The sequence below is a fragment of the Paraburkholderia sp. PREW-6R genome (assembly GCF_039621805.1).
GTDB lineage: Bacteria > Pseudomonadota > Gammaproteobacteria > Burkholderiales > Burkholderiaceae > Paraburkholderia.
Window position 1 is genome coordinate 1545800 of record NZ_CP155074.1, and the last position, 20868, is coordinate 1566667.

The following is a 20868-nucleotide window of genomic DNA, read 5'->3' on the forward strand; positions in this document are numbered from 1 at the left end:
ATGAATAGATGGTCAAATGTTCATACGCTGGATCAACAGGAACTCCAATGAGCGCCTCTCACGCCACCTCTTGCACCCCGCCGTCCTCGACCTTGCGACGCGCATGGATGGCCGTGCTGGCCCGCACGCCGCGCGCCGAACTCGAAGCCGCGCTGAACCACGCGCTGCAACGTATGCCGCGTCCTGCTTACGACTGGCTGCGTCCGCCGGAGATCGGCCTCGCGATGGTGCGCGGCCGCGTCGGCGGCAGTGGCGATCCGTTCAATCTGGGCGAGGCCACGGTCACGCGCGCAACCTTGCGTTTGCGGGCAACAGAAGGCGCGGAGGCGGCTGTCGGTGTCGCGTGTCATCTGGGCCGTGACCGCCGTCGCGCGGAACTCGCCGCGCTCGCTGATGCGCTGCTGCAAACGCCCGAGCATCACGCTGTGCTGCATCGAGAACTGATCGAGCCGTTCGCGGCGCAACAGGCCGCGCAACGCGCCGCGCGTCGTCAGGACGCGGCGGCTACGCGCGTCGAATTCTTCACCATGGTTCGGGGCGACTGATGGAAAACTCGCACATTGCATTGTCCACGTTGACGCCGGGTTTCGCCGACCCGGTTCACGACACGCAGCGGGTGTTCCGCACGCTGCTCGACGCGCTGTCGCGGCCAGGCACGATTGGTATTGTCGACAACGTGCTGCCCGAGGTGCGCGCAAGCCGTGCGGCGCGCGCCGCGTTTGCCGCGCTGCTCACGTTATGCGACTACGCAACGCCCGTGTGGCTCGCGCAAGCGGACACGGCGCTGGGCTCGGCGTTGCGCTTTCACACCGGCGCGCCGCTCGTCGACGAACCGCAAGACGCCGTGTTTGCGTATATCCATGATGCGTCGGCGCTGCCTGCGCTGGAAAGCTTCGCGCTCGGCGCGGCCGAATCGCCCGAGCAGGCGGCTACCGTACTGATTCGCGTCGACGCGCTCAACGGCGGCGCGCCCATCGTGCTGAGCGGTCCCGGCATACAGCACAGCGCGACGATTGCGCCGCTCGGCCTGCCCGAGCATTTCTGGCGCGAACGCGCCGCGCTCGCGCCGCTTTTTCCGTGCGGCATCGATTGTTATCTGGTTTGCGGCTATGAACTGCTCGGTCTGCCGCGCACCACTCAAGCAAAGGTGAACTGATGTACGTTGCCGTCAAAGGTGGAGAACGGGCTATCGAGGCGTCGTGGCGGCTGCTCGACAAGGCGCGCCGCGGCGACACGCGGCTTGCCGAAATCAGCGTCGCGCAGATTCGCGAGCAACTGCGCCTTGCCGTTTCACGCGTGATGACCGAAGGCTCGGTGTATGACGAAGAACTCGCCGCGCTGGCGATCAAGCAGGCGGCGGGCGATCTGGTCGAGGCGATCTTTCTGCTGCGCGCCTATCGCACGACACTGCCGCGCTTCGGCTACACACACCCTGTGGACACCGAAACAATGCAGGTCGAACGGCGCATCTCGGCCACGTTCAAGGATGTGCCCGGCGGCCAGTTGCTCGGCGCGACTTACGATTACACGCAGCGTCTGCTGGATTTCGCGCTGCTCGCCGAAGGCGAAGAACATCACGAGTCCGCGCCGCCCGACAGACATTCAGCGCCGTCAGCGCCTTCAGCACAGACCGCAACGGAGCCGATGCCGCGCGTCGTCAGCCTGCTCGACAAGGAAGGGCTGATCGAGCAGGAGCGTCCGACGCCCGGCGCACCGGAGCCCGGCGACCTGTCGCGCGAGCCGCTTGCGTTTCCCGCGAGCCGGGCCACGCGCCTGCAAAATCTCGCGCGTGGCGATGAAGGTTTTCTGCTCGCCATGGGTTACGCCACGCAGCGCGGCTATGCGAACTCGCATCCGTTCGCGGGCGAGATCCGCTTCGGTACGATTGCCGTCGAAATGGAACTGGACGAGTTGGGCGAAGCCGTCGATATCGGCGAGCTCGATATCACCGAGTGCCAGATGATCAATCAGTTTTCCGGCAGCGGCGACGTGCCGCCCACCTTCACGCAAGGCTACGGGCTGGCGTTCGGCCACTCGGAGCGCAAGGCCATGGCTATGGCGCTGGTGGACCGCGCGTTACGCGCGGAAGAACTCGGCGAGACGATCGCCTCGCCGACACAGGACATCGAATTCATGCTTTCGCATAGCGACAGCGTCGAGGCATCCGGTTTCGTGCAGCATCTGAAACTGCCGCACTACGTCGACTTCCAGTCCGAACTCGAACTCGTGCGGCGGTTGCGCGCGCAACACACCGCTGACAATGGCAGGCAAGCGAACCCGCACGACAAGGAGCACGCCGCATGAATGCGCCCGACACCTCTCTCGTCACCGAGTCATACGACCGCGCGGCCGAGGGTTACAACTTCGCGTATCTCGATGAGCAAACCAAGCGCATGCTGCGTCGCGCGCTGCTGAAAGCGGTGGCCGTGCCCGGTTATCAGGTGCCGTTCGCGTCGCGCGAAATGCCGCTACCGTTCGGCTGGGGCACCGGCGGCATTCAGGTGACCGCAGCGATCATCGGCAAGGATGACACGCTCAAGGTGATTGATCAGGGGTCCGACGAAACGACCAATGCGGTCAACATCCGCCGTTTTTTCGCGCGCACCACGGGTGTTGCCACGACGCGCCGCACGGTGGAGGCCACCATCATTCAGACACGCCATCGCATTCCTGAGGCACCGTTGACCGACAGGCAGATCCTGGTTTATCAGGTGCCGATGCCCGAGCCGCTGTTCAGGCTCGAACCGCGCGTAACCGAGTGCAGGAAACTGCACGCGCTCGCCGACTATGGGCTGATCAGCGTGAAGCTTTACGAGGACATCGTTCATCATGGCAGCATCGCTACCACGTATGATTATCCGGTCATCGTGAATCAGCGTTACCTCGCGTCGCCGTCACCCATCCCGAAGTTCGACAATCCGAAGATGCACATGAATGCCGCGTTACAACTGTTCGGCGCGGGCCGCGAGCGGCGCATCCACGCCATTCCTCCGTACACGCCAGTCCGCAGTCTCGACTTCGACGATCACCCGTTCGAAGTGCAGAAATGGGATCACGCGTGCGCGCTGTGCGGATCGACGGAGAGCTTTCTCGACGAGATGATCGTCGACGATGCGGGCAAACGCATGTTCGTCTGCTCGGACAGCGACTACTGCCACGAGCGTCGCGGCGATCGGGATCCCGAACTGCCGGGCGGCGAAGCAAACCCGCGGGCACACGGGGCGCACAACGGAGAATCGGCATGACGCCGCTACTGAGCGCACGTTCGCTCACCAAACAATATGGCGGCCGCAACGGTTGCAGGAACGTCAGTTTCGATCTGTATCCCGGCGAAGTGCTGTGTATAGTCGGCGAATCCGGCTCGGGAAAAAGCACGCTGCTCAATGCGCTTGCGCTGAAGACGCCCACGGATAGCGGCTCGCTTCACTACACCGCGACACATGGCGAACAGCTCGATCTGCTTTCGTTGTCCGAACCGCGCCGACGGCTGCTCATGCGCACCGAATGGGGCTTCGTACAGCAGAATCCGCGCGACGGACTGCGCAGTGGCGTGTCCGCTGGCGCGAACATCGGCGAACCGTTGATGGCAGTCGGCGCGCGTCACTATGGCGACATTCGCCAGGCGGCGACGCACTGGATGGAGCGCGTGGAACTGGACGCGTCGCGCATCGACGAATTGCCCGCCGCGTTTTCCGGCGGCATGCAACAGCGTTTGCAGATCGCCCGCAATCTGGTCACGGGTCCGCGACTCGTCTTCATGGACGAACCGACAGCGGGTCTCGACGTCTCCGTGCAGGCCCGTCTGCTCGATTTGCTGCGCACGCTCACGTCCACGCTGCATCTTTCGGTGCTGATCGTCACGCACGATATTGGCGTCGCGCGGTTGCTCGCGCATCGGCTGATGGTCATGCAAGGCGGTGAAGTGGTCGAAGCGGGTCTGACCGATCAGGTGCTCGACGACCCGCAGCACCCTTATACACAAACGCTGGTTTCCTCGGTTCTGCCGGTTTGAGGTTCACAATGCACTCTCCTGAAAGGAACCACGACATCACGCAACGCGCGTTCGTCGACAACGCCGCGCTCATGTTGCGCGCGGACAACCTCGGTAAAATCTTCACGCTGCACGGCCAGGGCGGCGTGCAGATCGAAGCGCTCGCCGGCGTTTCGCTCGAAGTCGCGCGCGGCGAATGCGTCGTGCTGGTCGGGCCGTCCGGCGCGGGCAAGAGCACGCTGCTGCGCTGCCTGTACGGCAACTATCTGGCGAGCACCGGTTCGATCGTGATCCGCGACGCGGCCGATGACGGTCAACCCGTCGCGATCACCGGCGCGCCACCGCATAACGTGCTGAAACTGCGCCGCACTGTCGTCGGTTACGTGAGTCAGTTTCTGCACGTGATCCCCCGAGTGCCGACGCTGAGCCTCGTCGCCGAGCCGCTGATTTCCCGCGGCGTCAGTGAAGACGAAGCGCGCGCTCGCGCGGCCAGCCTGCTGGCCAGGCTGAACGTGCCGCAGCGCCTGTGGACGCTCGCGCCCGCCACGTTTTCCGGCGGCGAACAGCAGCGCGTGAACATTGCGCGCGGGCTGATTGCCGGTCATCCGCTGCTGCTGCTCGACGAACCGACCGCCTCGCTCGACGCGGAGAATCGCGACGTGGTCGCCGACCTGATTGTCGAAGCACGCGAACGGGGGGCGGCGATCGTCGGCATCTTTCATGATGAGGACACGCGCAACAAGGTCGCCACGCGCCGCCTTGAACTGCGGCCGCCGCAGCGCCACTGAGCAGGCAACGGCGGTACGCGACGCATCACACACTACATTGGCGCCATACGTTCAGGTACAAAGCGCATGGCGGCACAACTGAAGTCTGACTGACTACGGAGCAAGTCGATGTTGATCAGGAACGCTCGCATCGTGACGCGAGACGAAGTATTCACCGGCGTGCTGCGCGTCGAAGACGGCGTAATCCGTGACGTTGAACGCGGCACCACGTCGGCACGTGAAGCGGAAGACTGGGACGGCGACTATCTGCTGCCGGGTTTGATCGAACTGCATACGGACAATCTCGAGAAGCACCTCGCACCGCGTCCGGGCGTGCACTGGAATACCGATGCCGCCTTCGTGATTCACGACGCGCAAGTCGCTGCCGCCGGCATCACCACCGTTTTCGACGCGCTCGCAATCGGCTCGCGTTCGAATGTGGGACTGCGCGGCCGCGATCAGCAAACGCAATGCGCCGAAGCGCTCACGCGCTTTTCCGGACGCAACCTGCTGCGTGCCGAACATTTTTTGCATTTGCGCTGCGAGATCGCGACGGCCGACGTCGTGGAAGTATTCGATACGCTGTGCGCGCACCCGCTGCTCAGGCTCGCATCGGTCATGGATCACACGCCCGGTCAGCGCCAGTGGCATGACCACGAGCAATGGCGCCGTTTCCAGGAGCGTAACGGGAAACTGAGCGACGAACTTGTGGCCACCGCCCTCGTTCAGTTGTCCGTGGAACAGGAACGTTACGCGGACGCACATCGCCATGAAATCGTCGCGCGTTGCAAGCGGCTCGGCATTCCGGTGGCGAGCCATGACGACACACTGATCGAGCACGTCGAGCAGGCCAAGGCAGAGGGCATCGTGCTGGCCGAATTTCCCACCACGCGCGTGGCCGCCGAGGCGGCCCGCGAACACGGCATCTCGACGATCATGGGCGCACCGAACATCGTGCGCGGTGGGTCACACTCGGGCAACGTGTCCGCGCTCGAACTGGCTCGCGCGAATCTGCTCGATATTCTGTCGTCGGATTATGTGCCGTCCAGCCTGCTGACCGCCGTGTTCGAACTGGTCTACGAGGCCGGCTGGTCGCTGCCGCGCGCAATGGCGACTGTGTCCGCGGAACCGGCGCGTACCGCCGGTCTGCACGATCGCGGAGCCATCGAGCGCGGCCTGCGCGCGGACTTCGTGCGCGTGACGATGCTCGACAGGCTGCCGGTGCCGCGCGCCACCTACCGGGCCGGCGCACGGATCGTCTGAAAAGCGGAACGCCGGGGCAGTTTTTCGCTAACCAAAGGTCTAGCGATCGGACTGCAACTGCCCCCAGGTAACCAGCACTTTCTGGATGCCGCGTGCGTAAGCATCACGCGCTCGCGGCGTTTCGGAGTGGTAGGCGCCAATCGCGCGCCATGTGTTGCCGTGCTTGACCATCTTCTGCTTGAGCAGCCACGCGGCCACGTACACGTTCACGCACGGGTCGATCAATGCGTTGTGAGGCACGCCCTGGCGCGCGAGGTCGCCAAAGTGGACCGAGTTGATCTGCAACTGGCCAACGTCGATCGAACCGTTCGCGTTCTGATGGATCGCGGCCGCGTCACCCTTCGACTCGTACCAGGCGAGCGCTCGCAGCACCCACGGGTTGACGCCCTGATAGGCGGCGGCTTCGTTGAAGCAGTCGTCGGCGGCGTGGGCGCTCGTGCAGATGCACGCGAGAAACGCCGCTAGCGCGGTGCATGACAGTTTGATCAGTCTGCAGGACATGAGGCATCCTTTCGCTTTGCAGCGATTGAAATTCATGGAAACAGATGTGCTTCGGCGTGCGCCGTGACACTTACTTTGCGAGCGCCTCGTCGATCTGACGTTGCACAGCGTCGAGGTAGGCATGCGACGCGTCGGACACGATCAGGCGCACCACGGGCGCAGGCGGCGCCTTATGCTCCTGCACCGCGGCAGGCACACGCGCTTTTTTGCGGCGCGACGATGGCTTGACCGGCAGGTCATCGTCGGTACCCGAAGGCGGCAGCATGGCGAGCGTCGGCAACGGCGGATAGACCTTGTCGGCTGCGGGAAGAGCGGCCTGGAATGCGGCACCGGGCGCGCCGGCAAGTGTGCCGGGGAGCGCACCTGGAAGCGTGCTCGACAGCGTGCCAGACGGCGCGCCCGCGACCTGCGAAGCCGCGCCCTGGCCCGCGAAGGCCGGAACGGTCAGCAGCATGGCGACCGTCAGCAGAGACATCCGGACCATCACCTTTGCCTCCTTTATTGAACTGTTCGGATGGATACGCTGTAAGGCTGCCCGACGCCCGCGACGCGATTCTCGAAGCTGACCCGGGCAGCCCGCTGCGCCGGTACGCCCTTCCAGACGGCCTGGTTCAGATAGGTGAAATCCTGTCCCAGCGCGGTGACGAGCACGACCGCGGGTTGCGTCTGCGCCGCGGCCAGCGCCCCGGCTCTCGCCAGCACGGCGGAAAGTTGGGGGTCGCGTGCGCCGAGCGCGTCGGGCGGAAGCTCGAAGCCGATGACCTCGTTGGGCGCCCTGTCCTTATGGGCTACTGTCTGCACGGGCATCGGCGCGCACCCGGCCAGCGCCAGCACCGCCAATCCCATCCATACGCGTCGCTTCACGGCGCTCTCCGTCAATCCCGTTGCTATAAGCCAGTTTTCGGCAGCGCGCCGCGGAAAGTTGAGAGCTGAAAAACGGTCCGGCAAAAATCAAAAAGACTTGCCTCAAGAACGGCGCAAACGATTGCCGCCATGTGCGGTGAATTCCCGTTCACGGGGAGAGTTGTCTCGTGACCAGAAAAACTTTCCGAAAGCCTGGTCAGCGTCCGCGCCACGATCGACGACGCATCGCGCCCAATGAAAATGTGCGACCCCGCTCTCCCCGCTCAGGCGGTCGGCTCGGCTTCGCGGCCTGCCGATGCGTTCTCGCCGGGTTGAACCTGCGCGGGATCCGACGCCACTGCGGCGTGACCTTCCCGCAGCCGCGCCGTCTCCTGTGCGTGCGCGACTTCGGCGCGCCCCAGCGCGTCACGCACATCCCGATACCGCATGTACGCGCAGCGGCCGCCGGTTTTCGCCGCATACATCGCGGCGTCGGCGTTGAGCAACAGTTCTTCCGGGGTGCTGCTGTCGTCCGGATACTGGCTGATGCCGATACTCGCGCCCACCGTCATACTCTGGCCGTCCACCACCAGTTCTTCGTTCAGCGCCTGCACGACACGTGACGCGATCGCAGGCGCCGCCTCCGCCGAGCGCGGCCCTTCGACCAGCACGATGAATTCGTCGCCGCCAAGCCGCGCGACCACGTCGGCGGAGCAGAGCACCTGCCTGATGCGTCGCGCCACCACTGCCAGCACCTTGTCGCCCACCGCGTGACCAAACTGGTCGTTGATCTGCTTGAAACGGTCGAGGTCGACGAACAGCACGGCCAGCCCTTCTTCACGCCGGGTCGCTTCGTTGATCGCGCTCTGCAGCCGGTCCATGAACAGCATGCGGTTCGGCAAGCCAGTGAGCACGTCGTGCGTGGCGAGGTGAACAAGCTCACGCTGCTTGTTGTGCAGCACGTCCATCTGCGACTTGATCTCGCGACGCAGACGGTCGAAGCAGCGCGCGAGCACGCCGATCTCGTCGGTGCGCGTGAGCGGCAGCGTTTCCATCGCGTGTCCGGCGAACAGGTGGGTCGCCGCATACGCGAGGCTTTGCAACGGCCTCGTCAACGCGCGTGCGAACAGGACGGCAAGAATCAGTGCCAGCACGCTGAACACGATCACGATCCGGATGATCTCGTTGCCGAGCAGATGCGCGCCGGCCAGCACGTCGGCAAGCGGCTTGCCGAGCGCAAGCACGATGAAGCGGTTGCCTTCGGAGTCGCCGAACGGCCTGCGCACGAAAGCGAGCACCTCGCCCGCAGCCTGATGCGGATGACCAAGACCGTTGAGCAGCACCTCGCCTTGCGTCTGGGTAAAGAGCGGCTTCGTCACGGGAAAGCTCTCCTGCATCAGCACGCGCCGGCCATGGTCGAAGCCGAAGGTTTTCGACGCGTCCGGATGAACGAGGAAATCGCCCCACTCGTTTGCCAGGTACACCTGATAGTCGCTCGGCAGATCGCTTTGCAGGCGTTTGAGCAGACCGCCCAGATCGATATCGATCACGACCACGCCGACCACCTCGCCACTCGCGCTCGCCACGGGCGTGCCCAGCCGCAGCGTGGGTTTGCCTTGCGCGGCGTGCGTGCCGTATTCGTGGTTGACGGAAATCGGCGACGTGTAAAGACGGCCGGGCGCAAAGCCAAGGGTCTCGAACACATACGGAAACTGCCCTTTTTCCTGCAGCTCGGCGCCCTGCACTCTCACGAGACCATCGTCGTCGCGATCGAAACGGATCAGTTCGAGCCCGTGATGCTGCCGGGCAATCAGGCGCACCTGCAGGAATTCCGGGTGATGCACCATGAAGCTCGAGTACACCTGTGCGAGCCGCTCACGCCCCGCGCTTCGACCGAGGCCGTCGTCGGTCTCGACAATCTCCGCGGTGGACGGCAAGCTCGCAAGCACGAGGGCATCCGCGCCGACATCGTCGATTGCCACGGAAAAGCGCTGGCCCAGCAGCTCGGTCGAGGTCAGCAGGCTGTGCTCGGCTTCGTCCACCAGCATTGCGCGGTTGGCGCGGTAGGCGTAATAGCCGGTTGCGCCGGACGCGAGCACGCCAATGCATGCCAGCAGCACCGATAGTTTGAACGTGAGACCGGATGGCAACATCAGAAGCGCTCCGAGCGGTCGCCGGACACGATGCGTGTCCATAGCGCCTCACGACGCTGGATGTCTTCCACCGGCCCGATCCAGACGATGCGCGCCTGGTCGTTGCTTTCGACCGGCGCGCTCAGTGTGTTCGCGAGTCCCTGCCGCCGCGTGAGCAACGCGCTCACGTCCGGGTCCAACATGTAGTTGATCCACGCAAGCGCGAGCGGACGATCGGTCGCCGAACGGGTCATGGACCAGCAATCGAGCCACGCGAGCGCGCCTTCGTCGGGAATCACATAGCCCACGTCGGCGCCTGCGCGGCGCAGCAGTTCGACCTGCTGCGTGCCGTAATTGCCGAACATCAGCGCGACCTTGTGCTGGATGAAGAACGCGGTGGCTTCTTCGGGCAGTGTGTAATAGGTGAGCAGGTTGCGGCGCAGGTCGACCAGCTTGTGAGCGATCGTGCGCATCTGGTTGGCGTCGAGCTGAAAAGGATGCGCGTATCCGAGCGCGAGCGCCGTGAACGAAAAGTTGTGCTGCGCGCTGTTGAAGTCGAGGACCTTGCCGCGGTAGCGCGGATTCCACAATTCAAGCATCGAGCGCGGCGCGACGGCAATCTGCCTGCGGTCGTAAATCAACCCCATTGACGAATACGTAAACGGGATTGCATACACCTTGCCCGCCGACGTGAGGCCGTCGATCGACGAGAGTGCCTGAAAGCGCGGCACTTGCCGCCTCGTGTTGGGCAGGCTCGCCAGATCGAGCGGGGCAAGCAGATTGGCCTGCGTATAACGTGCAATCTCGGCGGTGTTCGCGGCGAGCACGTCGAACGGAGGCGGAGTTTTGGCGTGCATTTGCGACCACAGCGCCTCGTCGGAATCGACGAGCGTTACTTCGACTCTGGCGTTGTAACGGGCTTCGAAGTTTTTAACGACGTCGTCGTCTGCATAACCGGGCCACGCCAATACACGCAACACTCTTTCACGCGCTTGTGCGTGCGCTGCGCTTAATGAGCCGAAACAAAACGCTGAAACGAGCGCAAAACAGAAAAGCGCATGCAACGCGAGCGTCAAAATGCCAGCAAAACCGTTGCGGTTCAACAGATTCAAACGAGCGCCCGCCGCCGGCTTATGCGGCTGCGGCGTCTCATTCCACGCGCGCCATTCATCTGCCATCAAAATCATGTGCATACCCAACACCGTTTAGACAGACGTTCAACGAATGCACGCGCGCGCGTGGCCTCGCGGGCGCGTTGCTCCGTGACTTTGTTCAGACTTACGCTCGATTTCAAGCCGCCATGCGTGACGCGGCGAGCAACGATGATAGCGCCATGCAGAACATTTTGGGTGCGCGCTCACCAAAGTTTTGCACTGCTCCAGGGTTCGCACCGTAGCGATACGCTTCGCCGATATTTTAACGGCAGTTTATGTGAAATCTTTAATTTGACGCGCCGGACTTCAAACGTAAGTCGCGGTAAGTAACGTAATAAAGCAGAGGAATAGCGCGGACAGAATTGAAAACCGCCAAACTCCGCTTGCTGAATTAACGCTTGCAACGAGCCGCTCGCCAGATATAAACGCAGACTAAAGGAGCATCGCGTGCATGCCGATATTAATGACTCGTGCACCGTCGGCGCCTGCCTGCGGAGAGCGCGAACCGTGCGGAACGGCAAGCACCGGGCTGCGCACAGTCAGAAGAAGAAACGGATCATGCGCCTGACAAAGAAAGAATGGATGCTGGTCGCGGTCGCGGCGGTTTCGATCGCGGGCTTTGGCGGCTGGCTGCAGAGTGAAATGAACGCGGCCGCGCTCGCGCGCGCGCAGCGCGTCACGCAGGATTGGCCGGACACGCACGCGTTTTGCACCGGCATGAGCGCGCGCGAATCCGCGATGATGGACAAGGGCGTGCTCTGGTGCGGCAGTGTGGATGCCACGCGCGCTGATTCGCTGAGTAAGGGCTAAACACCTGGACCCGGCACCCGGACGGGCAAGCCGACGAACCACGCGGAGGGATCATGCTCACAGCACCGACATGGCGGTGGAGTCTTCACCAGATTCCCGCTTTAGAAGCTATCCTCTCGCGCCATCCGGTGTTTTACTAGCTACCCAATCTTTTTGAACTGATAAGCTTGGCGCGCGCTGCTGGCCGCCCCGGCCGGCGGCTTCAATCCAGACCCGGTTGTCATTCGCACCGGGCGCCCCGCGGCGGTATCAGCGCGCGCGGGCGTATTTGAACTACCACCCAGGAGTTAAACAGTGAAGAAACTGCTAGCGGCTTTGACGGTTGCTCTGCTTGCCACCGTCTCGATTGGCGCACACGCTAAAGATTGGTCGACCATCCGTTTCGGCGTTGACGCCAGCTATCCCCCGTTCGAGTCCAAGGGTTCGGACGGCAAGCTCGTTGGCTTTGACATCGACCTCGGCAATGAAATCTGTGCGCGTCTGAAAGCCAAGTGCGTGTGGGTGGAAAACGATTTCGACGGCATGATTCCGGCCCTGAAGGCGAAGAAATTCGACGGCGTGCTCTCGTCGATGTCCATGACGCCGCAACGCGCCGAGCAGATCGCGTTCTCGTCGAAGCTGTTCAACACGCCGACGCGCCTCGTCACGAAGAAGGGTTCGGGCATCATGCCGACGGCTGAGTCGCTGAAGGGCAAGACGGTTGGCGTCGAGCAGGGCACGATCCAGGAAACCTACGCGAAAACCTACTGGGAACCGAAGGGCACGAAGGTCGTGCCGTATCAGAACCAGGACCAGGTCTACGCCGACCTGCTGTCGGGCCGTCTGGACGCCTCGCTGCAGGACGCCGTGGAAGCCGAGATCGGCTTCCTGAAAACGCCGCGCGGCGCGGGCTACGAGTTCGCGGGCAAGGATCTCGTCGACGAGAAAATTCTCGGCAACGGCGCCGGCATCGGTATGCGCAAGGAAGACACGGATCTGAAGGCGAAGGTCGACAAGGCGATCGCCGACATCATCAAGGACGGTACGTACAAGAAGCTCGAGAAGAAGTACTTCGACTTCGACGTGTACGGCAGCTAAGTCTCGCCAGCGCGCCCAGTGGCGCGCTCGCCGGCTGGTATAAGAAACGGGCTCCGCAACACGCGGAGCCCGTTTCGTTTCGTGCGCGGCTTTCTGGCTGCGGTGTCGACGCAGTCGCGCTCCCCGCCCCCCTTTGCCGCATATCGGCTAAGATCGTGCGATCGAGACAAGGCCGGAAGGGATGAGCGAGGCTCGCAGCGACCCCTCCGCGCAATCATTCAACGAAACTGCTTTCCTCCTGAAATCAACGACATAGCGCGGCACATCCCGATGCCCGCGGATCTGAACAGACATGCAAACCCAATCCCACCCGCTGATCTCCCCGACGCTGGGCACCGCCCGCAATCTGACGAGTTTCCATTACGGCCCTGGCGGCGGGCAGAAGATCTACATCCAGTCGTCGCTGCATGCGGACGAATTGCCCGGCATGCTCGTTTCGTGGGCACTGCGCCGCAAGCTCGCCACGCTGGAAGCGGCCGGCAAGATGCGCGGCGAAGTCGTGGTGGTGCCGGTCGCCAACCCGATCGGGCTGAACCAGCATTTTCTCGGCCATCTGTCCGGCCGCTTCGAAACTGGCACGGCGCAGAATTTCAACCGCAACTTCTACGAACTGGCAGCGCTGATCCAGCCGGGCATCGAATCGCGTCTGACCGACAACGCCGACGCCAACCGCACAGCGATTCGCGCTGCCATGCGCGAAGCGCTGGATGCGCAGAAGCCGGAAACCGAACTCGAATCGCAGCGTCTCGCGCTGCAAAAGCTTTCGTACGATGCCGACGTCGTGCTCGACCTGCACTGCGACTGGGAAGCCGCGATGCACATTTACACGAATCCCGACCTGTGGCCGGAAGTCGAGCCGCTAGCGCGCTACCTGGACGCCAAAGCGTCGCTGCTCGCACTGAACTCGGTAGGCAATCCGTTCGACGAGATTCACAGCTTTTGCTGGTCCGATCTGCGCGGCCGTTACGGCGACCGCTTCCCGATCCCGAACGGCTCGATTTCGGTGACGATCGAACTGCGCGGCCAGCGCGAAGTATCGTACGACTACGCCGAGCACGACGCCCAGGCGATCATCGAATATCTGACCACGCGTGGCGTGATCGACGGCGAAGCCGCCCCGCAACCGCCGCTCCAGTTCGAGGCCACGCCGCTCGCGGGCGCCGAGCCGCTCGTCGCCCCGATCAGCGGCGTGCTGGTGTATCGCTGTGAAGTGGGCACCTGGGTCGAAGCCGGTCATGAGGTTGCGGATATCGTCGATCCGCTCACGGACCGTGTCGTCACGGTTAAAAGCACCGTGGCAGGCGTGCTGTACGCGCGCCATCTGACGCGATTCGCTACGGCTGGACTGGAGTTCGCGCGCATCGCCGGCGCCACGGCGTTCCGCAGCGGTTCGCTGCTGAGCAATTAAGCACGTGTCAATCTGGGGCTTTCCGGATTGCGCCGGAAAGCTCGCCGGAGCGCCCGCGCGCGCTTTACGCCCATCGCCGCGCTCACGCCTTTAGCACGACCAGCAGATAGCGTATGCGCAACGCCCCTTGCGCGTTTTGAACCGGTAAAGCGATCAAGTGTCGCGCCGGCGCGACACATTCCAGGTATCAGCCAAGCTGTCACATACCTTACTCTGCGTTCCCTTAAATTGCGGGCCATCGCACGACCTTGCCAGAGAGCCGGCGTCGCGATCGCTTATTTTTTAATCGGAGAACGTGTTTTGAACAAAAAAGTATTTGCCGCCGCTACCCTCGCCCTTTTTGCCGGCGCCGCTCACGCACAGAGCAGCGTGACGCTGTACGGCATTATCGATGCCGGTATCAGCTACGTGAACAACTCGAAGACTGCAACCGGTCACGACAACCTCTTCAAGTACGACGACGGCGTCGCTCAGGGAAGCCGCTGGGGCCTGCGCGGCACGGAAGATCTGGGCGGTGGTCTTAAGGCGCTGTTCGTGCTCGAAAACGGCTTTAACAGCGGCAACGGCACGCTGGGTCAAGGCGGCGCGCTGTTCGGCCGCCAGGCCTACGTTGGCCTGTCGCAAAACAATGTCGGCTCGCTGACGTTCGGTCGCCAGTACTCGTTCTCGACCGACTATCTGGGCGGCAGCTACGCGAACGGTGGCCAGACGGTCGCCGGCAACTACGCTTACCACATCAACGACGTCGACCAGCTGACTTCCAGCCGTATCAACAACTCGGTCAAGTTCAGCAGCGCGAACTTCTCGGGGCTGACTTTCGGCGCGTTGTACGGCTTCTCGAACCAGGCTGGCGCATTCGCGGGCGCGCCGGCAACCGGCACGACGGCTGCACCGGTCGCCGGTTCGTCGCGTGCTTACAGCTTCGGTGTGAACTACGCGAACGGCCCGTTCGGCGTGGGCGCGGCGTACACGGACATCCGTTACCCGAGCCAGTCGACCCCTGCCTTCTCGACGACGATCGCCAACGTCGCGACCGGCAACATCCGCGATCTGCGCACGTTCGGCGTGGGCGGCCGTTATGCAATCGGCGCGGCGACGCTGTGGGCGTTGTACACGAACACGCGCTTCGAGCCGATCACGGGCGGCTCGACGACCTTCACCGCTTACGAAGCAGGCGCGAAGTACGCGTTCACGCCGGCCATCACGGCTGCGGCGGGCTACACGTACATGCATCTGGGCGACGCGAACCGCGGTCACTGGAATCAGGCCGATCTGAGCGTCGACTACGCACTGAGCAAGCGCACGGACGTGTACGCATTGGGCATCTACCAGATCGCCGCCGGCCGCAACGGCACGGCGGACGTGCAGGCGCAGATCGGTTCGAGCACGAGCTACTTCAACACGTCGGGCACGGGTTCGGACAACCAGCTCGCATTCCGCGTCGGCATCCGCCACAAGTTCTGAGCGCGAGCCGCACGCAGGAAGCGCGAGCTTTCTGCTGCGGCGCTCACGGTGGCCGCCTTAAGAAAACGCCCTGCGGGGCGTTTTTTGCATCTGCGCACTCATTCGCACGAGTGTGTGGAGTCGCAGCCCCGTCGCAACGAGGTCGAATGCCGCAGCATGCCGATGCACACGTCCGCGAGATATTCGGCGTCGCGCGGCAGCACGATTGGGCCAGGTTCCAGCAGCCAGTCCCGCAGCACGCCGCCAAGAAACGCATGCACGACACCCGCGGCGCGTTCCGTGTTCAGGTCGGGCGGCAACTGGCCTCGCGCGATGGCGTTGCGCAGACCGAGTTCGAGCTGCCTCCTGCCGTTGCGCGCCGCGTTGCGCTGGCGGTCGAGCACCGGGTCCATGTCGCGCGTGTGCTCCCACTTGTTGAAAAGCACTTCGAACACGCGGCGGCTGTGCGGCTCGACGACGGCCTTGTCGAGGCAGAACACCAGCAGCAACCGGATCCTGCCCAGCGGATCGGACTCTCTCGCATCCACCGAGGCCGCGACCAGCATTTCCATTGGCAACATCACGCGGTTGGTCATCGCGACGAACAGCTCGGCCTTGTTGCGAAAGTGCCCGTAAATCGCGCCGCGCGTGACGCCCGCCCGCTCGGCGACGTCTTCGAGCGACGCACGCGCGACACCATGCTCGGAGAACACGCGCTCCGCGGCGTCGAGAATGTGGTCGCGTGTTTCCAGCGCCTGTTGCCGGGTCCGTCTCATCGCGCGCCGCCGGCTCCGCCGTTGCCGCCACCGCCCGGCGCAGCGCCGTCATGCGCTGCATCCGGCGTGCTTCCATCGTCGTTATCGCGGTCGTGGTGAGGCAGCTTGTGCGATACCTCGTCGAGCTTGTCGCCGAGGAGCCGCCTGACCACGACGTAGAACACCGGAATCAGCAGCAGCCCGAGGAACGTCGCGAACAGCATCCCGCCGATCACGCCGGTGCCGATCTCGTGCCGCGACGCGGCGCCCGCGCCCGACGAGATCACGAGTGGAAACACGCCGAGAATGAAGGCCATCGAAGTCATCAGAATCGGGCGCAGCCGTAGCCGGGCCGCTGCCAGCACGGCCTCACGCAACGTCAGGCCGCGCTCCTGCCCTTCCACGGCGAATTCGACGATCAGGATCGCGTTCTTCGCTGCCAGGCCGATGACCGTCACCAGTCCGATCTTGAAGTAGATGTCGTTTGGCACACCGAATGAAAGGCAGAAGACCAGCATACCGAGCATGCCGAGCGGCACGACCAGCAGCACCGCGGCCGGGATCGACCAGCTCTCGTACAGCGCCGCGAGGCACAGGAACACCACCACGATCGACAGCATCAGCAGCGTTGTCGCCGACGAGCCGGACAGCAGTTCCTGGTAGGACTGACCGGTCCAGTCCGCCGCGAAGCCCGGCGGCAGTTCGTGATTGACCATGTCCTGCAGCGTCTGGATCGCCTGCCCCGTCGAATGACCCGGCGCGGAATTGCCGACGATCTCGACCGCCGAGTAGCCGTTGTAGCGCGGCAGCACCGTCGGCCCGAACGCCCACTTCGCGTTCACGACGCTGGAAAGCGGCACCATGTTGTAGGGCGCGATCGATTTATTGGCAGGCGATGGATCGACCGGCGTGACGAATTCATTCGACGCATTCACGCTGCTGGCCGCGGACGGCGCACTCGCGCCCACCCCGGCGCCGGCCGACGCGCCCGGCGTGTACAGATGCTGGAACGCGTCCATGTTCATCCGGTAAGGCGCATCGGCCTGAATGTACACGCGCTTCACGCGTCCGCCGTAGGTGAACTGGTTGATATAGAACGGCGCAAGCTCCATCTGCAATGTGTCGTACACATCGGTCAGCGACAGCCCCAGTGCTTGCGCCTGGGTCCGGTCCACCGCGATGCTCAGCTGCGGCGCGCTCGGCAGCGAGTTCGGGCGAATGCCGAACAGCACCGGGCTCTTCGATGCGCTCGTGAGCAGCGTGCGCGTGGCGCCGCCAAGCTCGTCGCGCGACTGGCCGGCTCGCGCCTGAAGATACATGTCCACACCGCCAAACTGGCTCAAGCCGCGGATAGTCGGCAGATTCACGACGAAAACCTGCGCATCGGGAACGCTCGACAGAATGCGGTTGAACTGCGGGATCAGCTTCATCGCGGTGTCGGAACGCTTGTCCCAGTCCGCGAGCTTGATAAACGACATGCCGACGTTTTCATTCGTGCCGACGAAACTGAAACCCTCCGGCTGGAAAATGTCCACGATCTCCTTGCTGAACGCGCTGTGCATGAGCTTGTCGCGCAGTTCGGTCATCACATGATCGGTGGCTTGCAGCGTCGAGCCCGACGGCAGATTCACCAGCGCCAGCGCGAACCCCTGGTCCTCGTCGGGCACGAAACTGGTGGGCAGCCGCGTGTACAGAAAGCCCGTCAGCACGACGACGAGAACGAACGCAATCATCCAGCGCGGCGCGTGATTCACCGCCCGGCCGGTCTGACCGAGATACTTCTTCGTGGTCCAGTCGAACGTGCGGTCGAACCAGCGATAAAACGCGTTCTTCTTCTGCGCGTGCTCGGGCCGCAGGATCGCCGCGCACAGCGAAGGCGTGAACGACAACGCGAGGAACGCGGAGAAGCCCATCGACACGGCAATCGTCAGCGCGAACTGCGCATAGATGATGCCGGTCGCGCCCGGCTGCAGTGCGGACGGAATGAACACGGCGGACAGCACCACGGTAATCGCGATGATGGCGCCGGTGATCTGGCCCATCGCCTTGCGGGTCGCCGCGCGTGGCTCCATTTTCTCTTCGGTCATGATGCGCTCGACGTTTTCGATCACCACGATTGCGTCGTCGACCACGATGCCGATGGCGAGCACCATGCCGAACAGCGTGAGCTGATTGAGCGTGTAATGCAGCGCCGACAGGCCGATGAAGGTGCCGAGCAGCGCCACCGGAATCACGAGCGTTGGAATGATCGTGGCGCGCAGATTCTGCAGGAAGATCAGCATCACGAAGAACACCAGCACGATTGCTTCGACGAGCGTGCGGATCACGTCGACGATCGATGCGGTAATGAACGGCGTGGTGTCGTACGGCACGCTCCATGAAACGCCTTGGGGCAGGTCGCGCGCCAGTACGGCCATTTCGGCCTTCACCGATTTCGCCACCGCGAGGGCGTTGGCGCCCGGCAGCAGGAATACGGCCATGCCGCCGGCCTGCTTGCCGCCGAATACGGAGGCGAGGCCATAAGTCTGCGAGCCGAACGAAACGCGCGCCACGTCGCTCAGCTTGACCGTAGTGCCGTCGTTGTTCGACAGAACGATAATGTCCTCGAACTGCTTGATCGACGAAAACAGACTGTCGCCGGTCACGTTCGCCGTGAACACCTGTCCCTTTACGGCGGGGTCCGCGCCCAGCGAGCCGGCCGCGAACTGCGCGTTCTGCGCAGTGACCGCATTGAGCACCTGCGTCGTGGAAAGACCATAGCTTTGCAGCTTGTCGGGGTCGAGCCAGATGCGCACCGCGTATTCCGAACCAAGCAACGTCGTGTTGCCGACGCCCGTCACGCGGCCGATGGCGGGCTGGATCTGCGACGCGAGAATATCGGCCAGACGGCCGCCGTCGATGGCCGGGTTGCTCGATTGCAAAGCAATGAACAGCAGAATGTCCGGACTTGCTTTCGCGACGATCACGCCTTGCTGTGTCACCTGCGTGGGCAGCAGAGGCTGAGCCAGCGTGACCTTGTTCTGCACCTGCACCTGCGCAATGTCGGGGTTAGTGCCCGTTGCGAAGGTGAGGATGATCTGCGTCTGGCCGTTCGAGCTGGACGTCGAACTGAAGTACAGCAGGTTGTCGATGCCGGTGAGTTGCTGCTCGATCACCTGGGTCACCGTCGACTCCATTGTCTGGGCGCTCGCGCCCGGATACTGCGCGGTGACGGTTACTTCCGGCGGCGCGATGTCCGGGTAGGAATCGATCCCCATGCCGTGTACCGAGATGATTCCGAACAGCGAGATCAGGATCGCGATCACCCAGGCGAAGACGGGACGATTGATAAAATAACTCGGCATGGGCGGTCTCCTAATGCGCCACGCCGGCCGAGGCCGGGGATGCCGGGGAGGCCGCTGCTGTCGCCGATCCGGCTGTCTCCGCCGACGCCGCAGCCGGCTCCGAAGCTGCCGATACCGATCCCGCCGAAGCCGCCGACGTCGCCGGAGCGGGCGGTTCCCACGGCACCGTCTTCACCGTCGATCCCTCCCGCGCCACCTGCGCGCCGGTCACGATGACCTGATCGCCGTTCGCGATACCGCGCGTCACGATCCACGAGTTGCCGAAGCTGTCGGTTGCGTCCACGTCTTTACGCGCGACCTTTCCATTCGCGCCGACCACCAGCAGATACGCGCCGACCGTGTCGCGCTGCAACGCCTGCTGCGGTATCAGGAACACGTTGTTCTGCCGGCCGAAGTCGACCGTCAGCGTCACGTACATGCCGGGCAGCAGACGCCGCTGGGGGTTCGCGACGAGCGCGCGGATATTCACCGCGCCGGTGGCGGCGTTCACCGTCACGTCGGAAAAATCGAGCGTGCCCGCCATGCTGTACTGCGCGCGATTGGGCAGCCGGATGCGTACCTTGGTGCGATTCTGCTGCGTCAGTTCGACCGAGCCATCGCTTTGCGCCTGCTGCAGCGTCGCGAGGTCGGCGGCGCTGATCGTGAAGTTCACGTACATCGGGTCGATCTGCTGGATGGTGGTCAGCAGCGTGCCGCTGCCGCCCGTGTCCGACGTGCTGTTGCCGACCACCGCGCCTACCGTCACCTGCTGCTGCCCGGCAATGCCGTTGATCGGCGAGCTCACGTGCGTATAGCCGAGCAGCACCCGCGCGCTCTGCGCGGTCGCCTCGTCGGCCTTGACCTTGGCTGCGGCGCTGCGCTCGGCGGCGTCGGAGTTATCGACGGTCTGCTGCGAAACCGAACCGACCGGCAGCAGCTTGCGGTTGCGCGCGGCGGTGATCCGGTCATTGACGTAGGTCGCCTGATCTTCGGCGAGCACCGCGAGGTCGTTGTTCAGCTGCGCGCGGTAAAAGGTCGGATCGATTTCGAACAGCACCTGCCCCGCGCGGACCGGTGCGCCTTCGGTGTAGACGCGCCGCAACAGCACGCCGGACACGCGGGCGGTCACGTTTGCGCTGAAATAAGGCGAAAGCCGGCCGACGAACTGACGCTCGAGCGGCACCGATTGCGATTGCGCATTGACCACCGCGACCTGCGGTGGCGGTGGCGGTGGCGGCGCGCTTTTCGAGCAGGCGGCGAGTACGATCAGGCACAGATACGACAGCGGCGCGCGCTGAGGACGTGACTTCATGAGGACTCCGTTCTTGCTTGAGGCCGGCATGCGCGGGCTGCATCCGTGGATGCCGGCCCGCACGCTGACGGATCGAATGAGAGAGCCTG

The 20868-nt window shown here is 63.7% G+C and carries 19 protein-coding genes; 11 read left to right on the forward strand and 8 right to left on the reverse strand.

Annotated elements, in window-relative coordinates:
- The first annotated feature begins 47 nt into the window (after window positions 1–47).
- The 7 genes from phnG to AAGS40_RS22110 all read left to right on the forward strand — a co-directional run bounded on the left by phnG (window position 48) and on the right by AAGS40_RS22110 (window position 6021).
- Window positions 48–545 (forward strand): phosphonate C-P lyase system protein PhnG, encoded by a 498-nt coding sequence (gene phnG, locus AAGS40_RS22080; RefSeq protein WP_345814982.1) that lies wholly within the window; start codon window positions 48–50, stop codon window positions 543–545.
- The gene (gene phnH, locus AAGS40_RS22085; protein ID WP_345814984.1) at window positions 545–1156 is read left to right on the forward strand and encodes a phosphonate C-P lyase system protein PhnH; all 612 of its coding nucleotides are present in this window, start codon (window positions 545–547) and stop codon (window positions 1154–1156) included. Before phnG ends, phnH begins: the two co-directional genes overlap by 1 nt.
- Window positions 1156–2304, forward strand: a complete 1149-nt coding sequence (locus AAGS40_RS22090; RefSeq protein WP_345814985.1) for a carbon-phosphorus lyase complex subunit PhnI — start codon at window positions 1156–1158, stop codon at window positions 2302–2304. The genes phnH and AAGS40_RS22090 overlap by 1 nt, the downstream gene beginning before the upstream one ends.
- Window positions 2301–3245 carry an alpha-D-ribose 1-methylphosphonate 5-phosphate C-P-lyase PhnJ gene (locus AAGS40_RS22095; RefSeq protein ID WP_345814986.1) on the forward strand — a complete coding sequence of 315 codons (945 nt, stop codon included), beginning with the start codon at window positions 2301–2303 and terminating at the stop codon, window positions 3243–3245. Before AAGS40_RS22090 ends, AAGS40_RS22095 begins: the two co-directional genes overlap by 4 nt.
- The gene (gene phnK / locus AAGS40_RS22100; RefSeq protein ID WP_345814988.1) at window positions 3242–4012 is read left to right on the forward strand and encodes a phosphonate C-P lyase system protein PhnK; all 771 of its coding nucleotides are present in this window, start codon (window positions 3242–3244) and stop codon (window positions 4010–4012) included. Before AAGS40_RS22095 ends, phnK begins: the two co-directional genes overlap by 4 nt.
- Before the next feature lie 8 nt (window positions 4013–4020).
- Entirely contained in the window at window positions 4021–4779 is a 759-nt protein-coding gene (gene phnL / locus AAGS40_RS22105; RefSeq protein ID WP_345814989.1) for a phosphonate C-P lyase system protein PhnL, read from the forward strand.
- A 108-nt stretch (window positions 4780–4887) separates the two neighbouring features.
- Window positions 4888–6021: an alpha-D-ribose 1-methylphosphonate 5-triphosphate diphosphatase gene (locus tag AAGS40_RS22110; protein WP_345814990.1), complete on the forward strand. Its 1134-nt coding sequence runs from the start codon at window positions 4888–4890 to the stop codon at window positions 6019–6021.
- 39 nt (window positions 6022–6060) lie between these two features.
- On the opposite strand, the gene AAGS40_RS22115 is transcribed toward AAGS40_RS22110, so the two are convergent.
- The 5 genes from AAGS40_RS22115 to AAGS40_RS22135 all read right to left on the reverse strand — a co-directional run bounded on the left by AAGS40_RS22115 (window position 6061) and on the right by AAGS40_RS22135 (window position 10690).
- Complete coding sequence (locus AAGS40_RS22115) at window positions 6061–6522, reverse strand: lytic transglycosylase domain-containing protein (RefSeq protein ID WP_345814991.1); 462 nt, start codon at window positions 6520–6522, stop codon at window positions 6061–6063.
- 70 nt (window positions 6523–6592) lie between these two features.
- Window positions 6593–7006, reverse strand: a complete 414-nt coding sequence (locus AAGS40_RS22120) for a hypothetical protein (protein ID WP_345814992.1) — start codon at window positions 7004–7006, stop codon at window positions 6593–6595.
- A gap of 14 nt (window positions 7007–7020) precedes the next feature.
- Window positions 7021–7329: a hypothetical protein gene (locus AAGS40_RS22125; protein WP_345816543.1), complete on the reverse strand. Its 309-nt coding sequence runs from the start codon at window positions 7327–7329 to the stop codon at window positions 7021–7023.
- 320 nt (window positions 7330–7649) lie between these two features.
- Window positions 7650–9518: a diguanylate cyclase gene (locus AAGS40_RS22130; protein WP_345814993.1), complete on the reverse strand. Its 1869-nt coding sequence runs from the start codon at window positions 9516–9518 to the stop codon at window positions 7650–7652.
- Window positions 9518–10690 (reverse strand): extracellular solute-binding protein, encoded by a 1173-nt coding sequence (locus AAGS40_RS22135; protein ID WP_345814994.1) that lies wholly within the window; start codon window positions 10688–10690, stop codon window positions 9518–9520. Before AAGS40_RS22135 ends, AAGS40_RS22130 begins: the two co-directional genes overlap by 1 nt.
- A gap of 519 nt (window positions 10691–11209) precedes the next feature.
- Here AAGS40_RS22135 and AAGS40_RS22140 point away from each other — a divergent pair.
- The 4 genes from AAGS40_RS22140 to AAGS40_RS22155 all read left to right on the forward strand — a co-directional run bounded on the left by AAGS40_RS22140 (window position 11210) and on the right by AAGS40_RS22155 (window position 15410).
- Window positions 11210–11461, forward strand: a complete 252-nt coding sequence (locus AAGS40_RS22140) for a hypothetical protein (protein ID WP_345814995.1) — start codon at window positions 11210–11212, stop codon at window positions 11459–11461.
- A gap of 294 nt (window positions 11462–11755) precedes the next feature.
- Window positions 11756–12538, forward strand: coding sequence for an ABC transporter substrate-binding protein (locus AAGS40_RS22145; protein WP_345814996.1), 783 nt, complete (start codon window positions 11756–11758; stop codon window positions 12536–12538).
- A 292-nt stretch (window positions 12539–12830) separates the two neighbouring features.
- Complete coding sequence (locus tag AAGS40_RS22150; protein ID WP_345814998.1) at window positions 12831–13946, forward strand: succinylglutamate desuccinylase/aspartoacylase family protein; 1116 nt, start codon at window positions 12831–12833, stop codon at window positions 13944–13946.
- 300 nt (window positions 13947–14246) lie between these two features.
- A complete protein-coding gene (locus AAGS40_RS22155) occupies window positions 14247–15410 on the forward strand; it encodes a porin (RefSeq protein WP_345814999.1) in 1164 nt (387 codons plus the stop codon).
- Between the two features lie 98 nt (window positions 15411–15508).
- Here AAGS40_RS22155 and AAGS40_RS22160 read toward each other — a convergent pair whose 3' ends face one another.
- Genes AAGS40_RS22160 through AAGS40_RS22170 form a run of 3 tightly spaced genes read right to left on the reverse strand, consistent with a single transcriptional unit; the run spans window position 15509 to window position 20779 of the window.
- Window positions 15509–16165, reverse strand: coding sequence for a TetR family transcriptional regulator (locus tag AAGS40_RS22160; RefSeq protein ID WP_345815000.1), 657 nt, complete (start codon window positions 16163–16165; stop codon window positions 15509–15511).
- Window positions 16162–19488: an efflux RND transporter permease subunit gene (locus tag AAGS40_RS22165; RefSeq protein ID WP_345815002.1), complete on the reverse strand. Its 3327-nt coding sequence runs from the start codon at window positions 19486–19488 to the stop codon at window positions 16162–16164. The genes AAGS40_RS22160 and AAGS40_RS22165 overlap by 4 nt, the downstream gene beginning before the upstream one ends.
- 10 nt (window positions 19489–19498) lie before the next feature.
- Complete coding sequence (locus AAGS40_RS22170) at window positions 19499–20779, reverse strand: efflux RND transporter periplasmic adaptor subunit (RefSeq protein ID WP_345815003.1); 1281 nt, start codon at window positions 20777–20779, stop codon at window positions 19499–19501.
- Window positions 20780–20868: the final 89 nt, after the last annotated feature.

Coding starts and splice junctions, on each gene's coding strand:
- phnK (WP_345814988.1), top strand. CDS start 3,242: ATGACGCCGCTACTGAGCGCACGTTCGCTCACCAAACAATATGGCGGC.
- AAGS40_RS22120 (WP_345814992.1), bottom strand. CDS start 7,006: ATGGTCCGGATGTCTCTGCTGACGGTCGCCATGCTGCTGACCGTTCCG.
- AAGS40_RS22095 (WP_345814986.1), top strand. CDS start 2,301: ATGAATGCGCCCGACACCTCTCTCGTCACCGAGTCATACGACCGCGCG.
- phnG (WP_345814982.1), top strand. CDS start 48: ATGAGCGCCTCTCACGCCACCTCTTGCACCCCGCCGTCCTCGACCTTG.
- AAGS40_RS22160 (WP_345815000.1), bottom strand. CDS start 16,165: ATGAGACGGACCCGGCAACAGGCGCTGGAAACACGCGACCACATTCTC.
- AAGS40_RS22110 (WP_345814990.1), top strand. CDS start 4,888: ATGTTGATCAGGAACGCTCGCATCGTGACGCGAGACGAAGTATTCACC.
- AAGS40_RS22140 (WP_345814995.1), top strand. CDS start 11,210: ATGCGCCTGACAAAGAAAGAATGGATGCTGGTCGCGGTCGCGGCGGTT.
- AAGS40_RS22135 (WP_345814994.1), bottom strand. CDS start 10,690: ATGCACATGATTTTGATGGCAGATGAATGGCGCGCGTGGAATGAGACG.
- phnL (WP_345814989.1), top strand. CDS start 4,021: ATGCACTCTCCTGAAAGGAACCACGACATCACGCAACGCGCGTTCGTC.
- AAGS40_RS22125 (WP_345816543.1), bottom strand. CDS start 7,329: ATGCCCGTGCAGACAGTAGCCCATAAGGACAGGGCGCCCAACGAGGTC.
- AAGS40_RS22130 (WP_345814993.1), bottom strand. CDS start 9,518: ATGTTGCCATCCGGTCTCACGTTCAAACTATCGGTGCTGCTGGCATGC.
- phnH (WP_345814984.1), top strand. CDS start 545: ATGGAAAACTCGCACATTGCATTGTCCACGTTGACGCCGGGTTTCGCC.
- AAGS40_RS22165 (WP_345815002.1), bottom strand. CDS start 19,488: ATGCCGAGTTATTTTATCAATCGTCCCGTCTTCGCCTGGGTGATCGCG.
- AAGS40_RS22090 (WP_345814985.1), top strand. CDS start 1,156: ATGTACGTTGCCGTCAAAGGTGGAGAACGGGCTATCGAGGCGTCGTGG.
- AAGS40_RS22170 (WP_345815003.1), bottom strand. CDS start 20,779: ATGAAGTCACGTCCTCAGCGCGCGCCGCTGTCGTATCTGTGCCTGATC.
- AAGS40_RS22115 (WP_345814991.1), bottom strand. CDS start 6,522: ATGTCCTGCAGACTGATCAAACTGTCATGCACCGCGCTAGCGGCGTTT.
- AAGS40_RS22150 (WP_345814998.1), top strand. CDS start 12,831: ATGCAAACCCAATCCCACCCGCTGATCTCCCCGACGCTGGGCACCGCC.